At 67.5% G+C, this 18,625-nt stretch carries 13 protein-coding genes and 1 pseudogene; 5 read left to right on the top strand and 9 right to left on the bottom strand.

Going from position 1 to position 18,625, the window contains the following annotated elements; translation table 11 throughout:
• Window positions 1-24 precede the first annotated feature (24 nt).
• From CXG43_RS10835 to CXG43_RS10825, 3 genes and pseudogenes are all read right to left on the bottom strand, one after another.
• Window positions 25-1,188, bottom strand: a pseudogene (locus tag CXG43_RS10835) (HlyD family efflux transporter periplasmic adaptor subunit); the annotation flags it as partial.
• 11 nt (window positions 1,189-1,199) lie between these two features.
• On the bottom strand, window positions 1,200-2,693 hold the full coding sequence (locus CXG43_RS10830; protein ID WP_101099968.1) for an efflux transporter outer membrane subunit: 1,494 nt from the start codon (window positions 2,691-2,693) through the stop codon (window positions 1,200-1,202).
• Window positions 2,690-3,133: a MarR family transcriptional regulator gene (locus CXG43_RS10825; protein WP_042615348.1), complete on the bottom strand. Its 444-nt coding sequence runs from the start codon at window positions 3,131-3,133 to the stop codon at window positions 2,690-2,692. Before CXG43_RS10825 ends, CXG43_RS10830 begins: the two co-directional genes overlap by 4 nt.
• Window positions 3,134-3,277: 144 nt before the next feature.
• On the opposite strand from CXG43_RS10825, the gene CXG43_RS10820 reads away from it, so the two are divergent.
• Window positions 3,278-4,183 (top strand): helix-turn-helix transcriptional regulator, encoded by a 906-nt coding sequence (locus tag CXG43_RS10820; RefSeq protein WP_101099967.1) that lies wholly within the window; start codon window positions 3,278-3,280, stop codon window positions 4,181-4,183.
• Between the two features lie 58 nt (window positions 4,184-4,241).
• The gene (gene parC, locus CXG43_RS10815) at window positions 4,242-6,485 is read left to right on the top strand and encodes a DNA topoisomerase IV subunit A (RefSeq protein ID WP_101099966.1); all 2,244 of its coding nucleotides are present in this window, start codon (window positions 4,242-4,244) and stop codon (window positions 6,483-6,485) included.
• Window positions 6,486-6,604: 119 nt separating this feature from the next.
• On the opposite strand, the gene bfr is transcribed toward parC, so the two are convergent.
• A complete protein-coding gene (gene bfr / locus CXG43_RS10810) occupies window positions 6,605-7,093 on the bottom strand; it encodes a bacterioferritin (protein WP_101099965.1) in 489 nt (162 codons plus the stop codon).
• A gap of 151 nt (window positions 7,094-7,244) precedes the next feature.
• Between bfr and CXG43_RS10805 the strand changes: the two genes are divergently transcribed.
• Window positions 7,245-9,554, top strand: a complete 2,310-nt coding sequence (locus CXG43_RS10805; protein WP_101099964.1) for a penicillin acylase family protein — start codon at window positions 7,245-7,247, stop codon at window positions 9,552-9,554.
• A gap of 70 nt (window positions 9,555-9,624) precedes the next feature.
• Here CXG43_RS10805 and asnB read toward each other — a convergent pair whose 3' ends face one another.
• Window positions 9,625-11,316, bottom strand: a complete 1,692-nt coding sequence (asnB, locus tag CXG43_RS10800) for an asparagine synthase B (RefSeq protein ID WP_101099963.1) — start codon at window positions 11,314-11,316, stop codon at window positions 9,625-9,627.
• 363 nt (window positions 11,317-11,679) lie between these two features.
• Here asnB and CXG43_RS10795 point away from each other — a divergent pair, with 363 nt between their 5' ends.
• Window positions 11,680-12,573 carry a tetratricopeptide repeat protein gene (locus CXG43_RS10795; protein WP_101099962.1) on the top strand — a complete coding sequence of 298 codons (894 nt, stop codon included), beginning with the start codon at window positions 11,680-11,682 and terminating at the stop codon, window positions 12,571-12,573.
• An 81-nt stretch (window positions 12,574-12,654) separates the two neighbouring features.
• On the top strand, window positions 12,655-13,338 hold the full coding sequence (locus tag CXG43_RS10790; protein ID WP_101100118.1) for a pentapeptide repeat-containing protein: 684 nt from the start codon (window positions 12,655-12,657) through the stop codon (window positions 13,336-13,338).
• Window positions 13,339-13,433: 95 nt separating this feature from the next.
• Here CXG43_RS10790 and dapE read toward each other — a convergent pair whose 3' ends face one another.
• Genes dapE through CXG43_RS10770 form a run of 4 tightly spaced genes read right to left on the bottom strand, consistent with a single transcriptional unit; the run spans window position 13,434 to window position 18,623 of the window.
• Window positions 13,434-14,561 carry a succinyl-diaminopimelate desuccinylase gene (gene dapE, locus CXG43_RS10785; RefSeq protein WP_101099961.1) on the bottom strand — a complete coding sequence of 376 codons (1,128 nt, stop codon included), beginning with the start codon at window positions 14,559-14,561 and terminating at the stop codon, window positions 13,434-13,436.
• Complete coding sequence (locus CXG43_RS10780) at window positions 14,558-14,920, bottom strand: arsenate reductase (protein ID WP_101099960.1); 363 nt, start codon at window positions 14,918-14,920, stop codon at window positions 14,558-14,560. The genes dapE and CXG43_RS10780 overlap by 4 nt, the downstream gene beginning before the upstream one ends.
• Window positions 14,921-14,925: 5 nt before the next feature.
• Window positions 14,926-15,987 carry a 2,3,4,5-tetrahydropyridine-2,6-dicarboxylate N-succinyltransferase gene (gene dapD / locus CXG43_RS10775; protein ID WP_101099959.1) on the bottom strand — a complete coding sequence of 354 codons (1,062 nt, stop codon included), beginning with the start codon at window positions 15,985-15,987 and terminating at the stop codon, window positions 14,926-14,928.
• Complete coding sequence (locus CXG43_RS10770) at window positions 15,987-18,623, bottom strand: [protein-PII] uridylyltransferase (protein WP_101099958.1); 2,637 nt, start codon at window positions 18,621-18,623, stop codon at window positions 15,987-15,989. The genes dapD and CXG43_RS10770 overlap by 1 nt, the downstream gene beginning before the upstream one ends.
• Window positions 18,624-18,625 lie beyond the last annotated feature (2 nt).

Genomic DNA, 18,625 nt, shown 5'->3' with positions numbered 1-18,625 from the left:
GCCGGCCGCTGCGGCCGCGTCGGCGCGCTGCGGCAGGTTGCCCTGGATGATGCTGTGGATCGCCTCGTCGGCATCGTGCATCTGCTTGGAATACACATCGGTATCGAACACCGAACCGGTAGCGACCTGGCTGGGCAGCACTTCGCCCTTCTGGTCACGCAGGCTCACCTCGGCCTTCATCGACAGGCCGATGCGCAGCGGGTGTTCGGCCAGTTGCTTGGCATCGATGGCGATGCGCACCGGCACGCGCTGGACGATCTTGATCCAGTTGCCGCTGGCATTCTGCGCCGGCAGCAGCGAGAACGCGGAGCCGGTGCCCATCCCCAGGCTGGTCAGGTGGCCGGTATAGCGCACGTCGCCGCCGTACAGGTCCGAACGCAGCTCCACTTCCTGGCCCAGGCGCATGTGCCGCAACTGGGTTTCCTTGAAGTTGGCTTCCACCCACATCTGCTCGGTCGGCACCACCGCCATCAGCGCATTACCCGGCTGCACGCGCTGGCCCACCTGCACCGAACGACGCGCAACGTAGCCGCTGACCGGGGAAACGATGCCGGCACGCGCATTGTTGAGCCACGCCTGGCGCAGCTGCGCCGCGGCTGCCTGCACGTCCGGCTGGGTGGCGATCACGGTGTCATCCACCAATGCCCGGCTGCGCTCGAAGGTCTCGCGCGAACCGGCCACGGCTGCTTCGGCAGCGGCCAGTTCATCGCGCGCATGCGCCAGCTCTTCATTGGAAATGGCACCGGTGGCAGCAAGGTCCTTGCGGCGTGCGAAGTCATCACGGGCGCGCTTCAGGGTGACCTGGCGGGCGTTGAGTTCGGCCTGCGCACCTTCCACGCTGCGGTACAGACCGCGCACCTGGCGCACGGTACCGGCCAGCTTGGCTTCGGCCTGCTGCAGGGCGACTTCGGTATCGGACCGATCCAACTGCACCAGCACCTGGCCACGCTCCACGCGCATGCCGTCATCGGCCGCGATGCCGACTACCGTGCCGGTGATCATCGAGGTGATCTGCACCTGGTTGCCACCGACATAGGCATCGTCGGTTTCTTCGAACCAACGGCCGAACATGAAGTACCACAGCGCGGCTGCGGCGATCAGCAGCAGCACGATGACAAGCAGTCCGCGCAGCAGCTTGCCGCGGCGGCTGGGAGCGGCGGGGGCCGCGGAATTGGGAGTCTGGCTCATGGGAGGCTTCTTCAGGAATGCGAGGAATCGGAAAGGGAGGCGGCGCGGCGGCTGTCATCGGCGGAGGGCTCAAAGCCCCCGCCCAGCGCCTGGCTGAGGCGCACCGAGGACAGCACCTGCTGCGACTGCAGCCCAGCCAACCGCTGCTGTGCCTGCAACAAGGTGGACTGCGCGGTCAGCACGTCGAGATAGCCGCCGATGCCGGCGCGGTAGCGTTGTTCGGCCAGGCCATGCGCGGCGCGGGCGGTATCCACCGCCTGCTGCTGCGACTGCGCCTGCTGCTGCAGCGAGCGCACCGCGTTGACCTGGTCGGCCACCTCGTGCAGCGCGTCCACCAGCCGCTGGTTGTAGGTGGCCACCGCCAGATCGTAGTCGGCGTCCTTGCTGTCCAGTCCCGCACGCAGGCGGCCGCCGTCGAAGATCGGCAGGCTCAGCGCAGGGCCGATGTAGGCGAAAGTGGAGCTGCTCTGCAACAGGTCGCCAACGTCCGGGGCGACCACCCCGGCCAGTGCGGTGAGGTTGAGGCTGGGATAGAACTTCGCCTTGGCTGCATCGATCTGCTTGCCGGCCGCTTCCACCCGCCAGCGCGCCGCCACGATGTCCGGGCGACGGCCCAGCAGCGCGCTGGGCAGCACGCCCGGCAGCTGCAGCGCCATCGGATCAAGCGCATGGGGGCGTTCGATCCGCAGGCCACGATCCGGCCCCTGCCCGACCAGCGCAGCCAAAGCGGTACGCCCTTCGTCGATCTGCTGCTGGGCGGCCTGCAACTGCTGCTGCGCCGCCGGCACGCGGGATTCCGCCTGGCGCACCTGCAGATCGCTGTCGATGCCGGCCGCACGCCGCTGGCGGGTCAACTGCAGCGCCTTCTGCGAGCGCGCCAGTTCTTCGGCCGCCACGTCGTGCAGTTGCCACGCGTAGGCCAGCCCGGCATAGGCCTGGGTGATGTTGGCCGACAGGTTCAGTCGAGCGGCCTGCTCATCGACGGCCGCCGCGTGGGCGCTGTCCACCGCCGCTTCCCAGGTCGCGCGCTTGCCGCCCCACAGGTCTACGCCGTAGCTGAAATTGAACGCGACCTGCCCGCTGCCGGCGTAATGGCCACCGGTCTCCTCGCCGAGCATCGACTCCGGCAGGCGCAGGCCGGTGTAACCACCGGAAACAGACAGGTTCGGCAACTGGTCGGCACGTGCACCGCCAACCTGCGAACGGGCCTGGCGCAGGCGTGCGTCAGCCGCTTCCAGGCTGGGGTGGCTGGCCAGTCCTTCGCTGATCAGGGCATCCAGCTGCGGGTCGCCCAGCGCGGTCCACCAGTCGCGCGCGGGGAAACCGGGCGCACCCAGCGAGGCATCGGCCAGCGTGCGCTCGCTGTGCAGGGAATCAACATCGCGCAGCGCGCCGTGCGGCTGCAGGCCACGGCTGCTGGCGCACGCTGCCAGGGCCAGCGCGAGGCCGGCAAGCAGCAACGGCCGGCCATGCCGCCATTTGGAAGAGAAAGTGATGGGAGTCATGGGGTCGCCAGGGAGTCGCGGATTCGGGTCAACAGGGAGAGCAGCTGCGCGCGTTCGTCGGCGCTGAGCTCACGGGAGGCGTAATCGATCACGTCCTCGCCACGTTTCTGCAGCCGCAGCCACAGCGCGCGGCCTTCTTCGGTCAGCACGATCTGCAGCGCGCGCCGGTCCTGCGCGTGCGCTTCGCGGCGAACACAGCCCAGCGCCTCAAGCTTGTCCAGCAGGCGGGTCACCGCGCTGGGCACCTGGTCGATGGCCTTGGCCAGTTCGTTGGCGGTGCACGGCGCCATCCGCGCAAGCACTTTCAGGCCGATGTAGTGGGTGAAGTTGAGGCCAAGGTCTTCCTCGGCCATCGAGGCATCAAGCTGGCGGACCAGGCCGTCGCGCACCTGGCGCAACAGCAGCCCGAAGCTGGGGGGAGAGTCGGAAGGACAGATCATGGGGTAGCATTCTCTTCCAAAAAATATATTTCTCAATGGAAATATTTCGATCTGGCTGGGAATGCTGTGTTGCAGCAATGGCGTGATCGGCAGGCTTGCCACGTTAATAGCGCGCGCAGTTGGCCCGGTAGTACAATCCAGCCAATGAATGACAGTTTCCAGCCAACGTCGCCCGCCCTCGTCCGCCAAGGTCCCGATATCGAGGCGGGCCGGCAGGTTCTGCGCGAGAGTGCGCTGGAGTGGTTCGAACGCGAGGATGGGCTGCCGGTGGTGGGCTTCCGCATCGACAGCCCGACCGGCCTGGCCAACGAGGTGGACTGGCACACCCACGGCCGTGCCCAGCTGATTTGCGTGGAAAGTGGCCTGCTGACCACCCGCACCCGCCACGGGACCTGGTCGCTGGCGCCCGGGTCCGCCGGCTGGATGCCTGCTGCCGAACCGCACACGGTGGCCATCGATGGGCCGCTGCGGGGCTGGGGCATGGTGCTGGCACCGGCGCTGTGCCGCGATCTGCCGGCTGATCCCTGCGTGATCGGTATTTCCCCGTTGCTGCAGGCCGTGGCGCTGCGGGTCTGCGACTGGCCGATCGCCGATGCGGCCAGCGCACCCCAGCAGCACCTGATCGAGGTGCTGCTGGACGAAATCCGCGCCGCCCCGCGCCAGCGCATGCACCTGCCGATGCCGCGCGACCGGCGCCTGCTGAAGATCGCCTCGCAGCTGCTGGCCGAACCGGCCGATGACCGCAGCCTGGCGCAGTGGGCGGCCTGGGCGGGCCTGTCGACCCGTTCGCTGACCCGCCATTTCCGCGAAGAGACCACGTTGAGCTTTGCCCACTGGCGCCAGCAGGCGCGACTGGCCGAGGCGCTGCGCCAGCTCAGCGAGGGCCGCGCGGTGGCCGATATCGCCCACGCACTGGGCTTCAGCAGCTCCAGCGCCTTCGTCACCGTGTTCCGCCGCCACTTCGGGGTGCCGCCCGGACGCTATCTGGCCCGTGCCGCGCACGGACTGGATCCACCACGTGGCTTGGCTTCTCCGGCCGCATCCGGATAATCAACGCATTGCGAGGGCGACGGCCGTCGCCGCCTCCGAACACAGGTAACAACCCCGCATGACCGATCTTGCCCGCCCCGTCTTCCACGGCTTCGAACAACTGCCGCTGCGCGAGTATGCCGAGCGCGCCTACCTCGATTACTCGATGTACGTCGTGCTGGACCGTGCGCTGCCTTTCCTCGGCGACGGCCTCAAGCCGGTGCAGCGCCGCATCATCTATGCGATGAGCGAGCTGGGGCTCAACGCTGCCTCCAAGCCGAAGAAGTCCGCCCGCACCGTCGGCGACGTCATCGGCAAGTACCACCCGCATGGTGACAGCGCCTGCTACGAAGCACTGGTGCTGATGGCGCAGCCGTTTTCGTACCGCTATCCGCTGATCGAAGGCCAGGGCAACTTCGGTTCCAGCGACGACCCGAAATCCTTCGCGGCGATGCGCTACACCGAATCCAAGCTGACCCCGATCGCCGAAGTGCTGCTGGGCGAACTGGGCCACGGCACCACCGACTGGACGCCGAACTTCGACGGCACGATGCAGGAGCCGACCTGGATGCCGGCGCGGCTGCCGCACCTGCTGCTCAACGGCACCACCGGCATCGCCGTGGGCATGGCCACCGACGTGCCGCCGCACAACCTCAACGAGATCGTCAGCGCCCTGCTGCACCTGCTGGAAGATCCCGATGCCAGCGTGCGCGACCTGTGCGAACACGTGAAGGGCCCGGACTATCCGTCCAACGCGGAGATCATCACCCCGGCCGCCGACCTGCTGCACATGTACGAGACCGGCCATGGCAGCGTCCGCGCGCGTGCGACGTTCTTCAAGGAAAACGGCAACGTGGTGGTCAACGCCCTGCCCTTCCAGGTATCGCCGTCCAAGGTGATCGAGCAGATCGCCGCGCAGATGCGCGCCAAGAAGCTGCCGTGGATCGAGGACGTGCGCGATGAATCCGACCATGCCAACCCGGTGCGGGTGGTGCTGGTGCCGCGCTCCAACCGGGTCGACGCCGACCAGCTGATGGGCCACCTGTTCGCCACCACGGACATGGAACGCAGCTACCGGGTCAACCTCAACGTGATCGGCCTGGATGGCCGCCCGCAGGTCAAGAACCTCAAGACCCTGCTGAGCGAATGGCTGGCCTTCCGCAGCAGCACAGTGACCCGCCGCCTGCAGCATCGCCTGCAGAAGGTGGAGCGTCGCCTGCACCTGTTGGAAGGCCTGCTGGTCGCCTTCCTCAACCTGGACGAGGTGATCCACATCATCCGTACCGAAGACGAGCCGAAGGCCGCGTTGATCGCGCGCTTCGGCCTGTCCGACGACCAGGCCGAGTACATCCTGGAAACCAAGCTGAAGCAGCTGGCCCGCCTGGAAGAAATGAAGATCCGCGGCGAACAGGACGAGCTCGCCAAGGAACGCGACAAGATCCTCGGCATCCTGGACAGCAAGGCCAAGCTGAAGAAGCTGATCAAGGACGAACTGACCGCCGATGCGAAGAAGTTCGGCGACGCGCGTCGTTCGCCGCTGGTGCAACGCACTGCCGCCCAGGCCATCGACGAAACCGAGCTGGTGCCCAGCGAGCCGATGACCGTGGTGCTGTCGGAGAAGGGCTGGATCCGCGCGGCCAAGGGCCACGACGTGGATGCGTCGTCGCTGAATTACCGCGATGGCGACAGCATGCTGGCTTCGGTGCGCGCGCGCAGTACCCAGCAGGTCGCCTTCCTGGACAGCGAGGGCCGCGCGTATTCCACGCCGGTGCACACGCTGCCCTCGGCACGCGGCAACGGTGAACCGCTTACCGGCCGCTTCTCGCCGGCCCCGGGCACCAGCTTCGTCACCCTGGCCAGTGCCGAGCCGAACGGCCGCTTCGTGCTGGCCTCCACCCATGGCTACGGCTTCGTGACCCGCTTCGAGAACCTCATCGGCCGCAACAAGGCCGGCAAGGCGATGCTCAACCTGGCATCGGGCTCGTCGGTGCTGCAGCCGGCGCTGGTGGCCAACGTGGATACCGACCGCATCGTGGCGGTGACCAGTTCGGGCAACCTGCTGGCGATCGCCGCCAGTGACCTGCCGGAACTGGACAAGGGCAAGGGCAACAAGATCATCGAGATCCCCAAAGCCAAGCTGGCCACCGAGCGGGTGGTGGCGGTGGTGGCGATCAGCCCCGGCCAGACCCTGCAGGTCCGCAGCGGCCAACGCACCATGGGCCTGAAGTTCAACGAGCTGGACACCTACCTGGGTTCGCGCGCCACGCGTGGCCACCTGCTGCCGCGCGGCTGGCAGAAGGTGGAAGGACTGTCGGTGGAATGAGGGAGGTAGCGCCGGGCCCTGCCCGGCGCCACGCATGGCCTGGAATCGAGCAGAAAAAAGCCGGGGGACATCCCCGGCTTTTTCGTTGCTGGCTGGCGCGAGGCTGGCTGGCTGCGAGGTCAGTGCGCGGCAGCGCCCTTTCCGTCGATCTTGCTCAGCTGGTACAGCTCCAGGCCGATGCGCTGGATCAAACCGAGCTGCTGCTCAAGCCACCAGGCGTGGTCTTCTTCGGTGTCCTTCAACTGCACCAGCAACATGTCACGGCTGACATAGTCGCCGTTGGCTTCGCACAGCTTCATGCCGGCGGCCAGGTTGTTGCGCACCGCATATTCGGTGTCCAGGTCCTTGCGCAGCATCTCTTCCACGGTCTTGCCGGGTTCGAAGGCATGCGCGCGCATGTCCGGGTCGCCGCCCAGGAATAGGATCCGGCGCAGCAGCGCATCGGCGTGCTGGGTCTCTTCTTCCATTTCGTGGTTCAGGCGTTCATACAGCGCGAACAGGCCCTGGTCCTCGTAACGGCGGGAATGGATGAAGTACTGGTCGCGGGCAGCAAGCTCGCCGCGCAGCAGTTCTTTCAGGCAGGCGATGACGTCCGGATTGCCTTTCATGGGGGATGCTCCTTTGACTCGATGGCGCCATGGTGCCCTATCCGGAAATCCCGTGATCTAATCGGAATCAATCGCAGTCGCGTCACGTCTGCGATCTGCCATACCGGCTGTCTACACTCGTTCCCACTCTTTCCCTGCAAGGAAGCGCCCCATGCGTCAATGGTTGTTGCGGCTGTTCTGGCTGCTGCTGATACTGGCTCTGGGACTCGGCCTGATGGCCTGGTGGTTGCTGCGCGGCAGCCTTGCGCCGCTGGACGGCGAGCAGGTCCTCGGTGGCCTGCAGGCCCCGGTGACCGTCAGCCGCGACAGCCTGGGCGTGGTCACCATCGAAGGCGCCAGCCAACGCGATGTGATGCGCGCCCTGGGCCAGGTGCACGCACAGGAACGCGGTTTCGAGATGGACCTGATGCGCCGCAGCGCCGCCGGCGAGTTGTCCGCGCTGTTCGGCCCGGCCGCGCTGGAGGTGGACAAACGCATGCGCGTGCATCGCCTGCGCCACCGCGCATCGAAAGAACCGGTGAGTGCCGAACTGCAGGCTTACGTGGAAGGGGTGAACGCAGGAATCGCCAGCCTGCACGTGCGGCCCTGGCCCTACCTGCTGCTGCGCCAGCGGCCCGCGCCGTGGCAGGCCAGCGACAGCCTGCTTACCGGCTATGCGATGTATGCCGACCTGCAGGATCCGGCCAACCAGAGCGAGCTGGCGTACAGCCGCCTGCGTGCGGTAGTGCCACCGGCGCTGTACGCACTGCTGAGCCACGATGGCAGCAGTTGGGACGCGCCGTTGATGGGCGGACCGCGCGGCGATGCCGTGTTGCCCGGCGCCGATGTGCTGGACCTTCGTGGCCAGCCTGCCGCGCCTGCCGCTGCCGTGGCGGATACGGATGTCAAAGGCAGCAACAACTTCGCCGTCGGCGCGGCGCTGACGACCGATGGCCGCGCGATCCTGGCCGACGACATGCACCTGGGCCTGCGCGCACCGAATATCTGGTTCCGCGTGCGCCTGCGCTACCCTGATCCGCAGGCGCCCGGTGGGCAGGTCGACGTGAGTGGATTTTCGCTGCCTGGCCTGCCGGCGATCATCGTCGGCAGCAACGGACACGTGGCGTGGGGCTTCACCAACAGCTACATCGACACCGCCGATTTCCAGCCGGTGCCGGCCGGCACGAAACTGTCCGAGTACCACGAAAAGATCGAGGTGGCCGGTGCTGCGCCGGTGGATTTCACCGTGCGCGAGAGCGCATGGGGGCCGCTGCTGCACCAGCGTGCCGATGGCAGCGGCGATGCGCTGCGCTGGGTTGCCCACCAACCCGGCGCGGTGAGCCTGGCGCTGACCGAGCTTGCACGCGTCGCCGATCTTGACCAGGCATTGCAGGTCGCCGACCGCACCCGCATCCCGGCGCAGAACCTGCTGCTGGCCGACAGCACCGGACGCATTGCCTGGCGTGTGCTGGGTGCGCGCCCGGATCGTGCTGCCGGCTGCGCGCCCACCGGCATGCGCACCACCACGGCCGATGGCTGCCCGGCATGGGGCATCCGCAGTGACGCGGCGCCCTCGCTGGTCGACCCGCCAAGCCACCGCCTGTGGACCGCCAACGGACGTGTGATGGACGGCGAAGCACTGGCTCTCGCCGGTGACGGCGGTTACGACCTCGGCGCGCGCGGCGCACAGATCCGCGATGCACTGCAGGCCAGCGGACGTTTCAGCGAAGCGGACCTGCTGGCGATCCAGCTGGATGACCGCGCGGTATTCCTGCAGCGCTGGTGGCACCTGCTGCGCCAGGTGGTGGAGGGCTCCAATGACCCGCAACTGCAGCGGCTGGAGGCCATCACGCGCAGCTGGGCGGGCCATGCCTCGGTGGATTCGGTGAGCTATCGGGTAGTGCGTGGTTTCCGTGGCATGTTGCTGGAGGAAGTGACCGGTGCGATGCTGGCACCGGCGAAACAAGCGCTGGGCGAGGACTGGCTGGAACCGCGGCTGGCGCAGTTCGAAGGTGTGCTGTGGCCGCTGGTCAGCCAGCGCCCGGCGCATCTACTGCCGCCTGGCCACGCAAGCTGGGACGCGCTGCTGGCCGACACCGCCAAGCGCGTGGAAGCGGACCTGACCGCGCAGGGGCCGCTGGCCGAACGCACCTGGGGTGAGCGCAATACTGCTGCGATCTGCCACCCGATCAGCCGTGCCCTGCCCGCCTTCGCGGAACGCTGGCTGTGCATGCCCGCCGAACCGCTGCCCGGTGACAACAACATGCCGCGCGTGCAGGGGCCCGGCTTCGGCGCTTCGCAGCGGATGGTGGTGTCCCCCGGCCACGAAGACCAGGGCATCATCCACATGCCGGGCGGCCAGAGCGGCCACCCGTTGTCCCCGTTCTGGGCGGCCGGCCACGAGGACTACGTGCACGGACGTCCGACCCCGTTCCTGCCCGGTCCCAGCCAGCACACGCTTACCCTGCGACCTGCCCGCTGAGCTGTGTCCGGGTATCCATCGGCGGCCTTCGACAAGGAGTCGCCGAACACGGCTCGGCGATACCCACATCTCAAGCCAACGCCGCTTCGTGCACACCGCTGATCGCCCGCCCGGACGGGTCCGCGGCGGCGGCGAAACTGGCATCCCACGCGATCGCCGCCGGTGACGAACAGGCGATCGACTTGCCACCCGGCACCGTCTCCGCCGCCGCATGGCTGGGGAAGTACTGCTCGAAAACGTGCCGGTAGTAGTAGGCCTCTTTGGTCTGCGGCGGGTTGTGCGGGAAGCGCTTGTCGGCAGCAGCCAGCACACGGTCGCTGACCTGCGCTTCGGCGTGTGCCTTCAGCCCGTCGATCCAGCCGTAGCCCACGCCATCGCTGAACTGTTCCTTCTGCCGCCACAGGATGCTCTCCGGCAGATAGCCTTCGAACGCCGCACGCAGCACACCCTTCTCCACCCGGCGCCCACCGGAGGCTTCACTGCCGACCATCTTGTGCGCGGCATCGAAACGCATCGCCACGTCCAGGAACTCGCGGTCCAGGAACGGCACGCGCGGCTCCACGCCCCACGCCATCATCGACTTGTTGGCGCGCAGGCAGTCGTAGTTGTGCAGGGCATCCAGCTTGCGCACCAGCTCGCTGTGGAACTCCCGTGCATCCGGCGCCTTGTGGAAGTACAGGTAGCCGCCGAAGATCTCGTCGCTGCCCTCGCCGGACAGCACCATCTTCACGCCCATCGCCTTGATCCGGCGCGCCAGCAGGAACATCGGCGTGGATGCACGGATGGTGGTGACGTCATAGGTTTCGATATGGCGGATCACCTCCGGCAGCACGTCCAGGCCTTCCTCGAAGGTGTATTCGAACCCGTGGTGCACCGTACCCAGCGCCTCGGCGGCAATGGCGGCGGCGGCAAGATCGGGCGAGCCCTTGAGCCCGATGGCGAAGGAATGCAGGCGCGGCCACCACGCTTCGCTCTCTCCACCGTCCTCGATGCGCCGGCGCGCATAGCGTGCGGCCACCGCAGCCACCAGCGAGGAGTCCAGCCCACCGGACAGCAGCACGCCATAAGGCACGTCGCTCATCAGCTGGCGCTCCACCGCGCGCTCGAACGCTTCACGCAGTTCGGCCAGGTCCACCGGCTTGCCCTGCACGGCGTCGTACTCGCGCCAGGACTGCTGGTAGTAACGCACCAGCTCGCCGGTTGCGCTGTCGTAGTAATGACCCGGCGGGAACTGCGCGGCATCGGCGCAGCTATCCACCAGCGCCTTCAATTCGGACGCCACGCGCAGGCGCCCCTGTGCATCGTGGCCCCAGTACAGCGGCACCACCCCGATCGGGTCACGCGCCACCAGCACCCGCGCAGCCGCCTTGTCCCACAACGCAAAAGCAAAGATGCCGTTGAGCCGTTCCAGCCACTGCGACGGCTCACCCTGACGGTACAGCGCGTTGATCACCTCGCAATCCGAGCCGGTCTGGAACGCGTACGGCTGGCTCAGTCCGTTCTTCAGCTGCTGGTGGTTGTAGATCTCGCCATTGACCGCCAGCGCCAGGCCACCATCTTCGGACAGCAGCGGCTGGGAGCCGCCAGCAGGATCGACGATGGCCAACCGCTCGTGCACCAGCAGCGCGCCGTCGTCCAGGTACACACCGCTCCAGTCCGGACCGCGGTGGCGCTGGCGCTGCGAGGATTCCAACGCATGCCGGCGCAGCGCGGGGAGGTCATCGCCGGCCTGCAGGCCGAATATTCCGAAGATCGAACACATGGGGGAAGCTCCTGTTTGGTGTCTATACGCGGTAGGGGTGTTCGACCGGCCAGCCTGGCCCGGGAGGTTTCCCGGGCACAAAAAAAACCCGCATCGGTCGATGCGGGTTTTCTGGTGTCCGGGTGTGGAGTGTCTTATCTACCCAGGGCGCAGTCCCGCATCGGCCGCGCACGATTATTCGCGCGCAGGTTATTGCGGTTGGTATTGCGGACGGCGGTGGCGGGGAACAAGGACATGGACCGACCGTAACCGGGTTCCGGCGGCGGCGCAACTGTTGCGATGGCAACCGTTCCTGCGCCGACGTTCAGCCGCCGCGCGGTCGACGTCCCGGATAATCTCCCGCCCCCTTGGAGGACTTCACGGATGATTCCCTTCCCCCGCCGCGCACTGCTGCATGCGCTGGCACTGCTTGCCCTGGCCGGTTGTGCCAGCACGCCTGCCCGCCCGCCCAACGACACCGAGCGCGACGCCCTCGCCGCGGCCGCCGATGGTCGTTTCGACTCGGCGCTGCGCGTGGCCCGGATGTACCAGGCCTGGAATGATCCGCGCGCGCTGGACTGGTATGCGCGCGCGGCCGCGACGACCCCACGCGCGCACCACAGCACCAGTGCCGAGGAAACGCTCGGCACGCTGTACGCGCGCGGCCGGCTGGACAGCGGCGAGGGCCCACAGAAACCCGCCGACGTGGTCATGAAGGCGTCACCGCGCAAGGCGTTCCGCTGGTTCCAGAGTGCGGCCTACCACGGCTCGCCCTATGCGATGCATGACCTGGAGCGCTGGTACGAAGGTCGCGGCGACATGACCGGCGCGCTGCGCTGGCGGCTGCGTTCGGCGGTGTACCTGCGCGAACTGTACAAGCTGAAGCCGCTGCGCGAGGCAACCAGTGGCTCGGCACCGCATGGCCAGCCGATCGATACAGGCCCGGCGCCGAACCCGGTCATCGCCGGTATCCAGCGCCGCGCCGCGCGTGGCGATGCCGAGGCCCAGGTCGACCTCGGCGCACTGCATGAAGCCGGCATCGGCGTGGTGCAGGACAAGGCCGAAGCATTGCGCTGGTATGAACGTGCCGGCAGGCAGGGCAACGTGTATGGCCAGTACCTGGCCGGGCTGGCCGTGGGCCGTGGTGGCGACGGACTGGCCAAGGACGTGGACGCGGCGGCGGCATGGTTCGCCCTGGCCGAGGCACAGGGCTTCTACATGGCGGCCGAATCGTATTGGCGCGAGGCGATCGCACCGCCCTTCTGGACGTTCGAGTAACGGCTTCACGCTGGCGTTGTACACACTCCAACGCAATGCTCAAGCCTATTGTGAGCGGTGTACATCGCCCAGAATGGCGGCATGACGACCGCCATTTTCCGCACTGAAACCCTCACCCGCGAACGCATGCAGGCGATCATCGCCGCGCACCCCCGCGCGGCGGTATTCGAAGGCTGCAGCTTCGATCATGGCGATTTTTCGCGGCTGGACATGGACGGCTTCCAGTTCAACCAGTGTTCGCTGGCGGGGGCGAACTGGCTGGCGGCTTCGCTGGAGGAAAGCCAATGGAGCAGATGCCGCGGCGCGGCCTGCGACTTCAGTTCGGCACTGCTGAGCGACGCGCGCTTTTCGCACTGCGATCTCAACAACAGCCACTGGCGGCGCGCCACGTTGTCTTCGGTGCAGTTCCTGGATTGCAAGCTGACCGGCGCGCACCTGCAGGAGGCAAGCGGATGGGCACTGGAGTTCCGCGACTGCCTGATGGTCAGCGCCGACCTGCGCGGCCTGTCGTTCCGCAAGGCCCGGTTGCAGGGCATGGATTTCTCCGAAGCGGATCTTTCCGGCTGCGACTTCCGCGAGGCGGTGTTCAATGGCGGCAGCCTGCGCAACGCGCAGACCCGGCTGACCCGCTTCGAAGGCGCGGACCTGCGCGGGACCGACATCAGCGGGCTCAACGTGATGGAGGCCAAGCTGTTCCGGAAGGCGGTGATTTCGCAGCGCCAGGCCGCCGCAGCGCTGGCCGCGTTCGGCCTGGTGGTGGCCTAGCCGCGACCCGCGGTAGCGCCGAGCCATGCTCGGCGAAGACCATCCGCACGCCCGTTTGCAAGGAGCCGCCGAGCATGGCTCGGCGCTACCACCCCTCACGCCAGCAGGCGTTCGATCAAGCGCTGGTACAGCGCCGGCAGCCGCTCAAGCTCGTCCACGCGCACGTTCTCGTCCACCTGGTGGATGCTCGCATTGACCGGACCTACTTCGATGCATTGCGCGCCCAACGGCGCAATGAAACGCGCGTCCGACGTCCCGCCACCGGTGCTTTCTTCCGGCGGTGCACCGGCGAATTCGCCGAGCACCTCGCGTGCCACGCGTCGCAGCGTGCCTTCCGGGGTATGGAACGGCTCGCCGCTGCGATGCCACTTCACGGTGTACTCCAGCCCGTGCCGGTCCAGCAGCGCAGCGATCTCCGTTTCCAGCTTGTCTGCGTTCCAATGCGGGTTGTAGCGCAGGTTGAAATCGACCTGCAGCTGACCGGGAATCACGTTGTTGGCACCGGTCCCGGCATGCACGTTGGACACCTGCAGGCTGGTCGGCGGGAAGCTCTCAAAGCCCTCGTCCCACTGTCGGGCGGTCAGCTCGGCCAGCGCAGGCGCGGCCTGGTGGATCGGGTTGCGCGCCTTGTCCGGATACGCGACATGGCCCTGCACGCCCTGCACCAGCAGGCGCGCGGACAGGCTGCCGCGGCGACCTACCCGCAACAGATCACCCAGCCGGGCAGTCGACGACGGCTCACCGGTGATGCACCAGTCGATACGCTCGCCGCGCTCAGCGAACAGCCGCGCGACATGGCGCACGCCATCGATCGCATCGCCTTCTTCGTCGCTGGTCAGCAGTACCGCCAGCGTGCCCGGATGATCCGGGTGCGCGGCAACGAACTGTTCGGCTGCGACCACGAAGGCGGCCACGCTGCCCTTCATGTCGGCCGCCCCGCGCCCATACAGCACGCCATCGCGCACGGTCGGCACGAACGGATCGGTGGTCCAGTCCGCCACCGGCCCGGTCGGCACCACATCGGTGTGGCCGAGCAGTACCAGCACCGGCCCATCGCTGCCGTGGGTGGCCCACAGATTGTCGACCTCGCCCAGACGCAGGTGCTCGCACTGGAAGCCGGCGGCCTGCAGCCGCGTGGCCAGCAGCCGCTGGCAGCCCGCATCATCGGGGGTGACCGACGGCCGTGCGATCAGCTCGCAGGCCAGGTCGAGCACCGCACTCACGCGTCCACTCCGAAGCGCTGCTTGAAGCCGTTGTCCGAGAAGCCCTGGCTGACCTTGCCATCGGCGGTCACCACCACCGGCCGCTTGATCAACTGCGGGTACTCGCGCAGCAGCAGCTTCCACTCGGCGTCCGAACCGGCCGCCTTGCGGTTGTCCGGCAGTTGCCGCCACGTGGTGGAGGATTTATTGACCAGCGCGGGGAAGCCACCGGCCTGGCTGGCCCAGTCGATGAGCGTCTCGGGCGAGGGCTTGTCCTGGCGATAATCAACGAAGGTGTACGGCACCTGGAAACGGTCCAGCCACCTGGTGGCCTTCCTGCAGGTATCGCAGTTCTTCAACCCATGCACGGTGGTGGTCATGGCGGTCAGTCAGCCAGGCCGCGCAGCAGGTCGTTGACGCTGGTCTTGCTGCGGGTACGCGCGTCCACCTGCTTGACGATCACCGCGCAGTACAGCGAATGGGTGCCGTCTGCCGAAGGCAGCGAGCCGGACACCACCACGCTGTACGGCGGGATGTAGCCGTAGCTGATTTCGCCGGTGGCGCGGTTGTAGATGCGGGTGCTCTGGCTGAGGAATACGCCCATGCCGATCACGCTGTGATGGCCGACGACAACGCCCTCCACCACTTCCGAACGTGCACCGATGAAGCAATGGTCCTCGATGATGGTCGGGCTGGCCTGCAGCGGTTCCAGCACGCCACCGATGCCGGCACCACCGGACAGGTGGCAGTGCTGGCCGATCTGCGCGCAGGAACCGACGGTCGCCCAGGTATCGACCATGGTGCCTTCGCCGACGTAGGCACCGATGTTGGTGAAGCTCGGCATCAACACCACGTCCTTGCCGAAGTACGTGCCGCGGCGCGCGATCGCACCGGGCACCACGCGTACGCCAGCGCGGCGGAATTTCGCTTCGTCATGGCCGGCGAAGCGCGATTCGACCTTGTCCCAGAACGGTGCCGGGCGCGCATCGACCACCGCCATGTCGTTGACGCGGAAGTACAGCAGCACCGCCTTCTTCAACCATTCGTTGACCTTCCAGCCGCCGTGCCCGTCCGGCTCGGCGACGCGGAACTCGCCGCTTTCCAGACCATCGATGACCCGGCCGACCAGCGGCTTGGTGGAGCCCTCCAGCTCATGCAGGGTCAAGGTGGCACGGCGCTCGAAGGCGCTCTCGATGCCGAACTTCAATTCTTCCACGCCCACCGCCGGCGGCTTGCGCAGCGACTTGCGGGCGATGTTTTCCGCGCGGGCCTTCTCCGCCGGCACCTTCTTCGCGACGGCCTTGCTGGCGGCCGGCTTCCTGGAAGCGGCCGGCTTGGCAGCGGCCTTTTTCACGGCCGGCTTGACCGCCACGGCCTTGCCAGCGGTGCTCTTCTTGGTTGCCACGGTCTTGGCAACGGCGGTTCTCTTGGTCGGCTTGGTGGCCATCAGCGGGTATCTCCGGCGTTTCGGTCTGGGTCCAGACAGCACAGCATGGCGTCCTGCAGCTGTTGCCTGGCGGTTTCATCCAGGGGGAGGTCGTGTTCGTCAGTGATCACGAAAGTATCTTCGGCGCGCTCGCCGAACGTGGCGATGCGTGCATCGTGCACGCGCAGCCGCTGGTTGCGCAGCACGTGCGCCACGTCGGCCAGCAGGCCGGGGCGGTCGGGTGCGACCAGGCTGAAGCGGGTGCCGGCGGCATCGCCCGCTTCATCGCGGAACTCGATGCGCGGGGCGAAGCGGAAGTGCCGCAGCTGGCGCGGGATCGCGCGTCGCGACGGACGCAGCCGCGACAGGTCGCCGGACAGCGCTTCGCGCAGGGCGGCCTCAAGCCGCAGCGGGTCGCCATCGGCGAAGCTGTCGGCCGGGTTCACTTCGAAGGTATCGAAGATGGTGTCGGAGGGTCCATCCAGCACGCGTGCCCGGTGGATGCCGTAGCCCTTGCGGTCCAGCGTCATCACGATCGCGGCGAACAGGCCATCGCGGTCGGGCGAATGCACGAACACTTCCAGCGCCGGGTCATCCGGGCTGATCGGGCGTACCTTCACCAGCGTATGGCCCTGGCGGACCGGCACCAGTGCACCCGCCTGCCACGCCAGCTGCTCCGGGCGCAGGCGGATGAAGCCTTCATCGGGCATCACCGCGAACTGCCGGTTGATCGTGGCATCGTCATAGCCCTGCTCGCGCACCAGCTGGCGCACGTATTCGCGCGCCTCGATCACCCGCTCAGCGGCCGGCAGCGGCGGCTCCAGGCCCTCACGCAGTGCGCGACGCGTAGCGAAATACAGGTCGGCCAGCAGACGGTCTTTCCACGCATTCCACAACTTCGGACTGGTGCCGGCGATGTCGGCGCAGGTCAGCAGGTACAGGTAATCCAGCCGCTCGCGGCTGGCAACCAGCGTGGCGAAGCGATGGATCACCGCCGGATCGGAGATGTCCTGCTTCTGCGCGGTCACCGACATGCGCAGGTGCTGTTCCACCAGCCAGGCCACCAGGTCGGTGTCGGCGGTACTCATCTCCAGGGTCTGGCAGAAGGCGCGCGCGTCGACTGCGCCGAGCTCGGAATGATCGCCACCGCGGCCCTTGGCGATGTCATGGAACAGCCCGGCAAGCAGCAGCAGTTCGGGCTTGCGCAGGCGCGGCCACACCTCGTGGGCGATGGAGAAGCGTTCGGCGGCCCGGCTGCTGGAAAACTCGCCCATGTTCCGCAGCACCATCAGGGTGTGCTGGTCCACGGTATAGACATGGAACAGATCGAACTGCATGCGCCCGCTGACCTGGGCGAAGGCCGGGACCCACTGGCCGAGCACGCCCAGCCGCGCCATGCGCGACAGCGTGTCGACCGGACGCGGCTGGCGCAGCAGCGACAGGAACTGCTGACGGGTGTGTGGGCAGGCCTGTTGGTATCCGGGCAGCTGCGGCAATGCTTCGGCCAGCGCGCGCGCGGTGAGCGAATGCAGCCCGCGGACCTGCGGATTGTTGGCCCAGCTGGAAAACAGGGCGAAGACCTCGCCAATCTCCCCGCGCGGCCAGTCCGCATCATTGGCTGCCAGATACCCCCGGCGCAGCGAGAAGCCGACCGTCAACGGCTCCGGCACCGCCTCGCCGTCGAACTGTTCTTCAAAGCGCTGCAGCAGCCGGTCGCTGATCCGACGCACCACCGATGCGGCGCGGTAGAAGCCCTGCATCATTTTTTCGACGCCCAGGCTTTCCGCGTCGTCTTCAAACCCCAGCCGTGCGGCCAGGGTCTTCTGGTAATCAAAGCGCAATCGTTCTTCAGGACGTCCGGCGACCAGGTGCAGTCCATAGCGCAGCCCAGCCAGCACCGCGCGCTCGCGCTGCAGTGCCACCGCTTCATCGGCGCCCAGGTGGCCCAGACCGACCAGCGCTTCCAGTTCGCGCACGCCGAAGGCACGCAGCGCCATCCAGCCCAGCGTATTGAGATCGCGCAGCCCGCCCGGACCGTCCTTGATATCCGGCTCCAGGTTGTCAGCGGTATCGCCGAAGCGGGCATGCCGCGTGTGCAGTTCCTCCAGCTTGGCCAGGAAGAAGGCACGCGGCGGCCACAGCGACCCATCATTGGTGGCCTGGCGCAGGGCACCCCGCGCGCCGTCTGCGGTGACCAGCGGACGTGCTTCGATCAGCGCGGTGAGTACGGTCTGGTCAGCAGCGGCGTCACGGCATTGCTGCAGCGAGCGCACCGCATGGCTGACCGGCAGGCCGCAATCCCACAGCAGCGCGAACAGGCGCGACAGCCCCGCTTCGGCGGCGTGCTGGGCCGAGGTTTCGCCCAGCACCAGCACGTCGATGTCCGAGTGGGGGAACAGTTCGCCGCGACCGTAGCCGCCCACGGCAAACAGCGAAAGGCCTTGCGCGGCCGGCATGCAGCGCTGCCAGGCGAGCCGGATCAGATGATCGGCGGCACGCGCACGCAGTGCCAGCAGGCGCTCGATCCGGTCGCCCTGGTCGAAGCGGCGGTGCAGGCGCGCATCGGCCTGCTGCAGCGCCTGGCGCGCCGCGGCAGCCCATTCGGCATCGGGCACCGACGAGGCCGGCGTGTCCAGCAACGAACCCGCCGGCAGCATCG

Origin of the sequence: Stenotrophomonas sp. Bg11-02, assembly GCF_002836635.1 — a bacterium.
Taxonomy (GTDB): Bacteria; Pseudomonadota; Gammaproteobacteria; order Xanthomonadales; family Xanthomonadaceae; genus Stenotrophomonas; species Stenotrophomonas lacuserhaii.
This window is presented reverse-complemented; position numbering and strand designations above follow the sequence as displayed.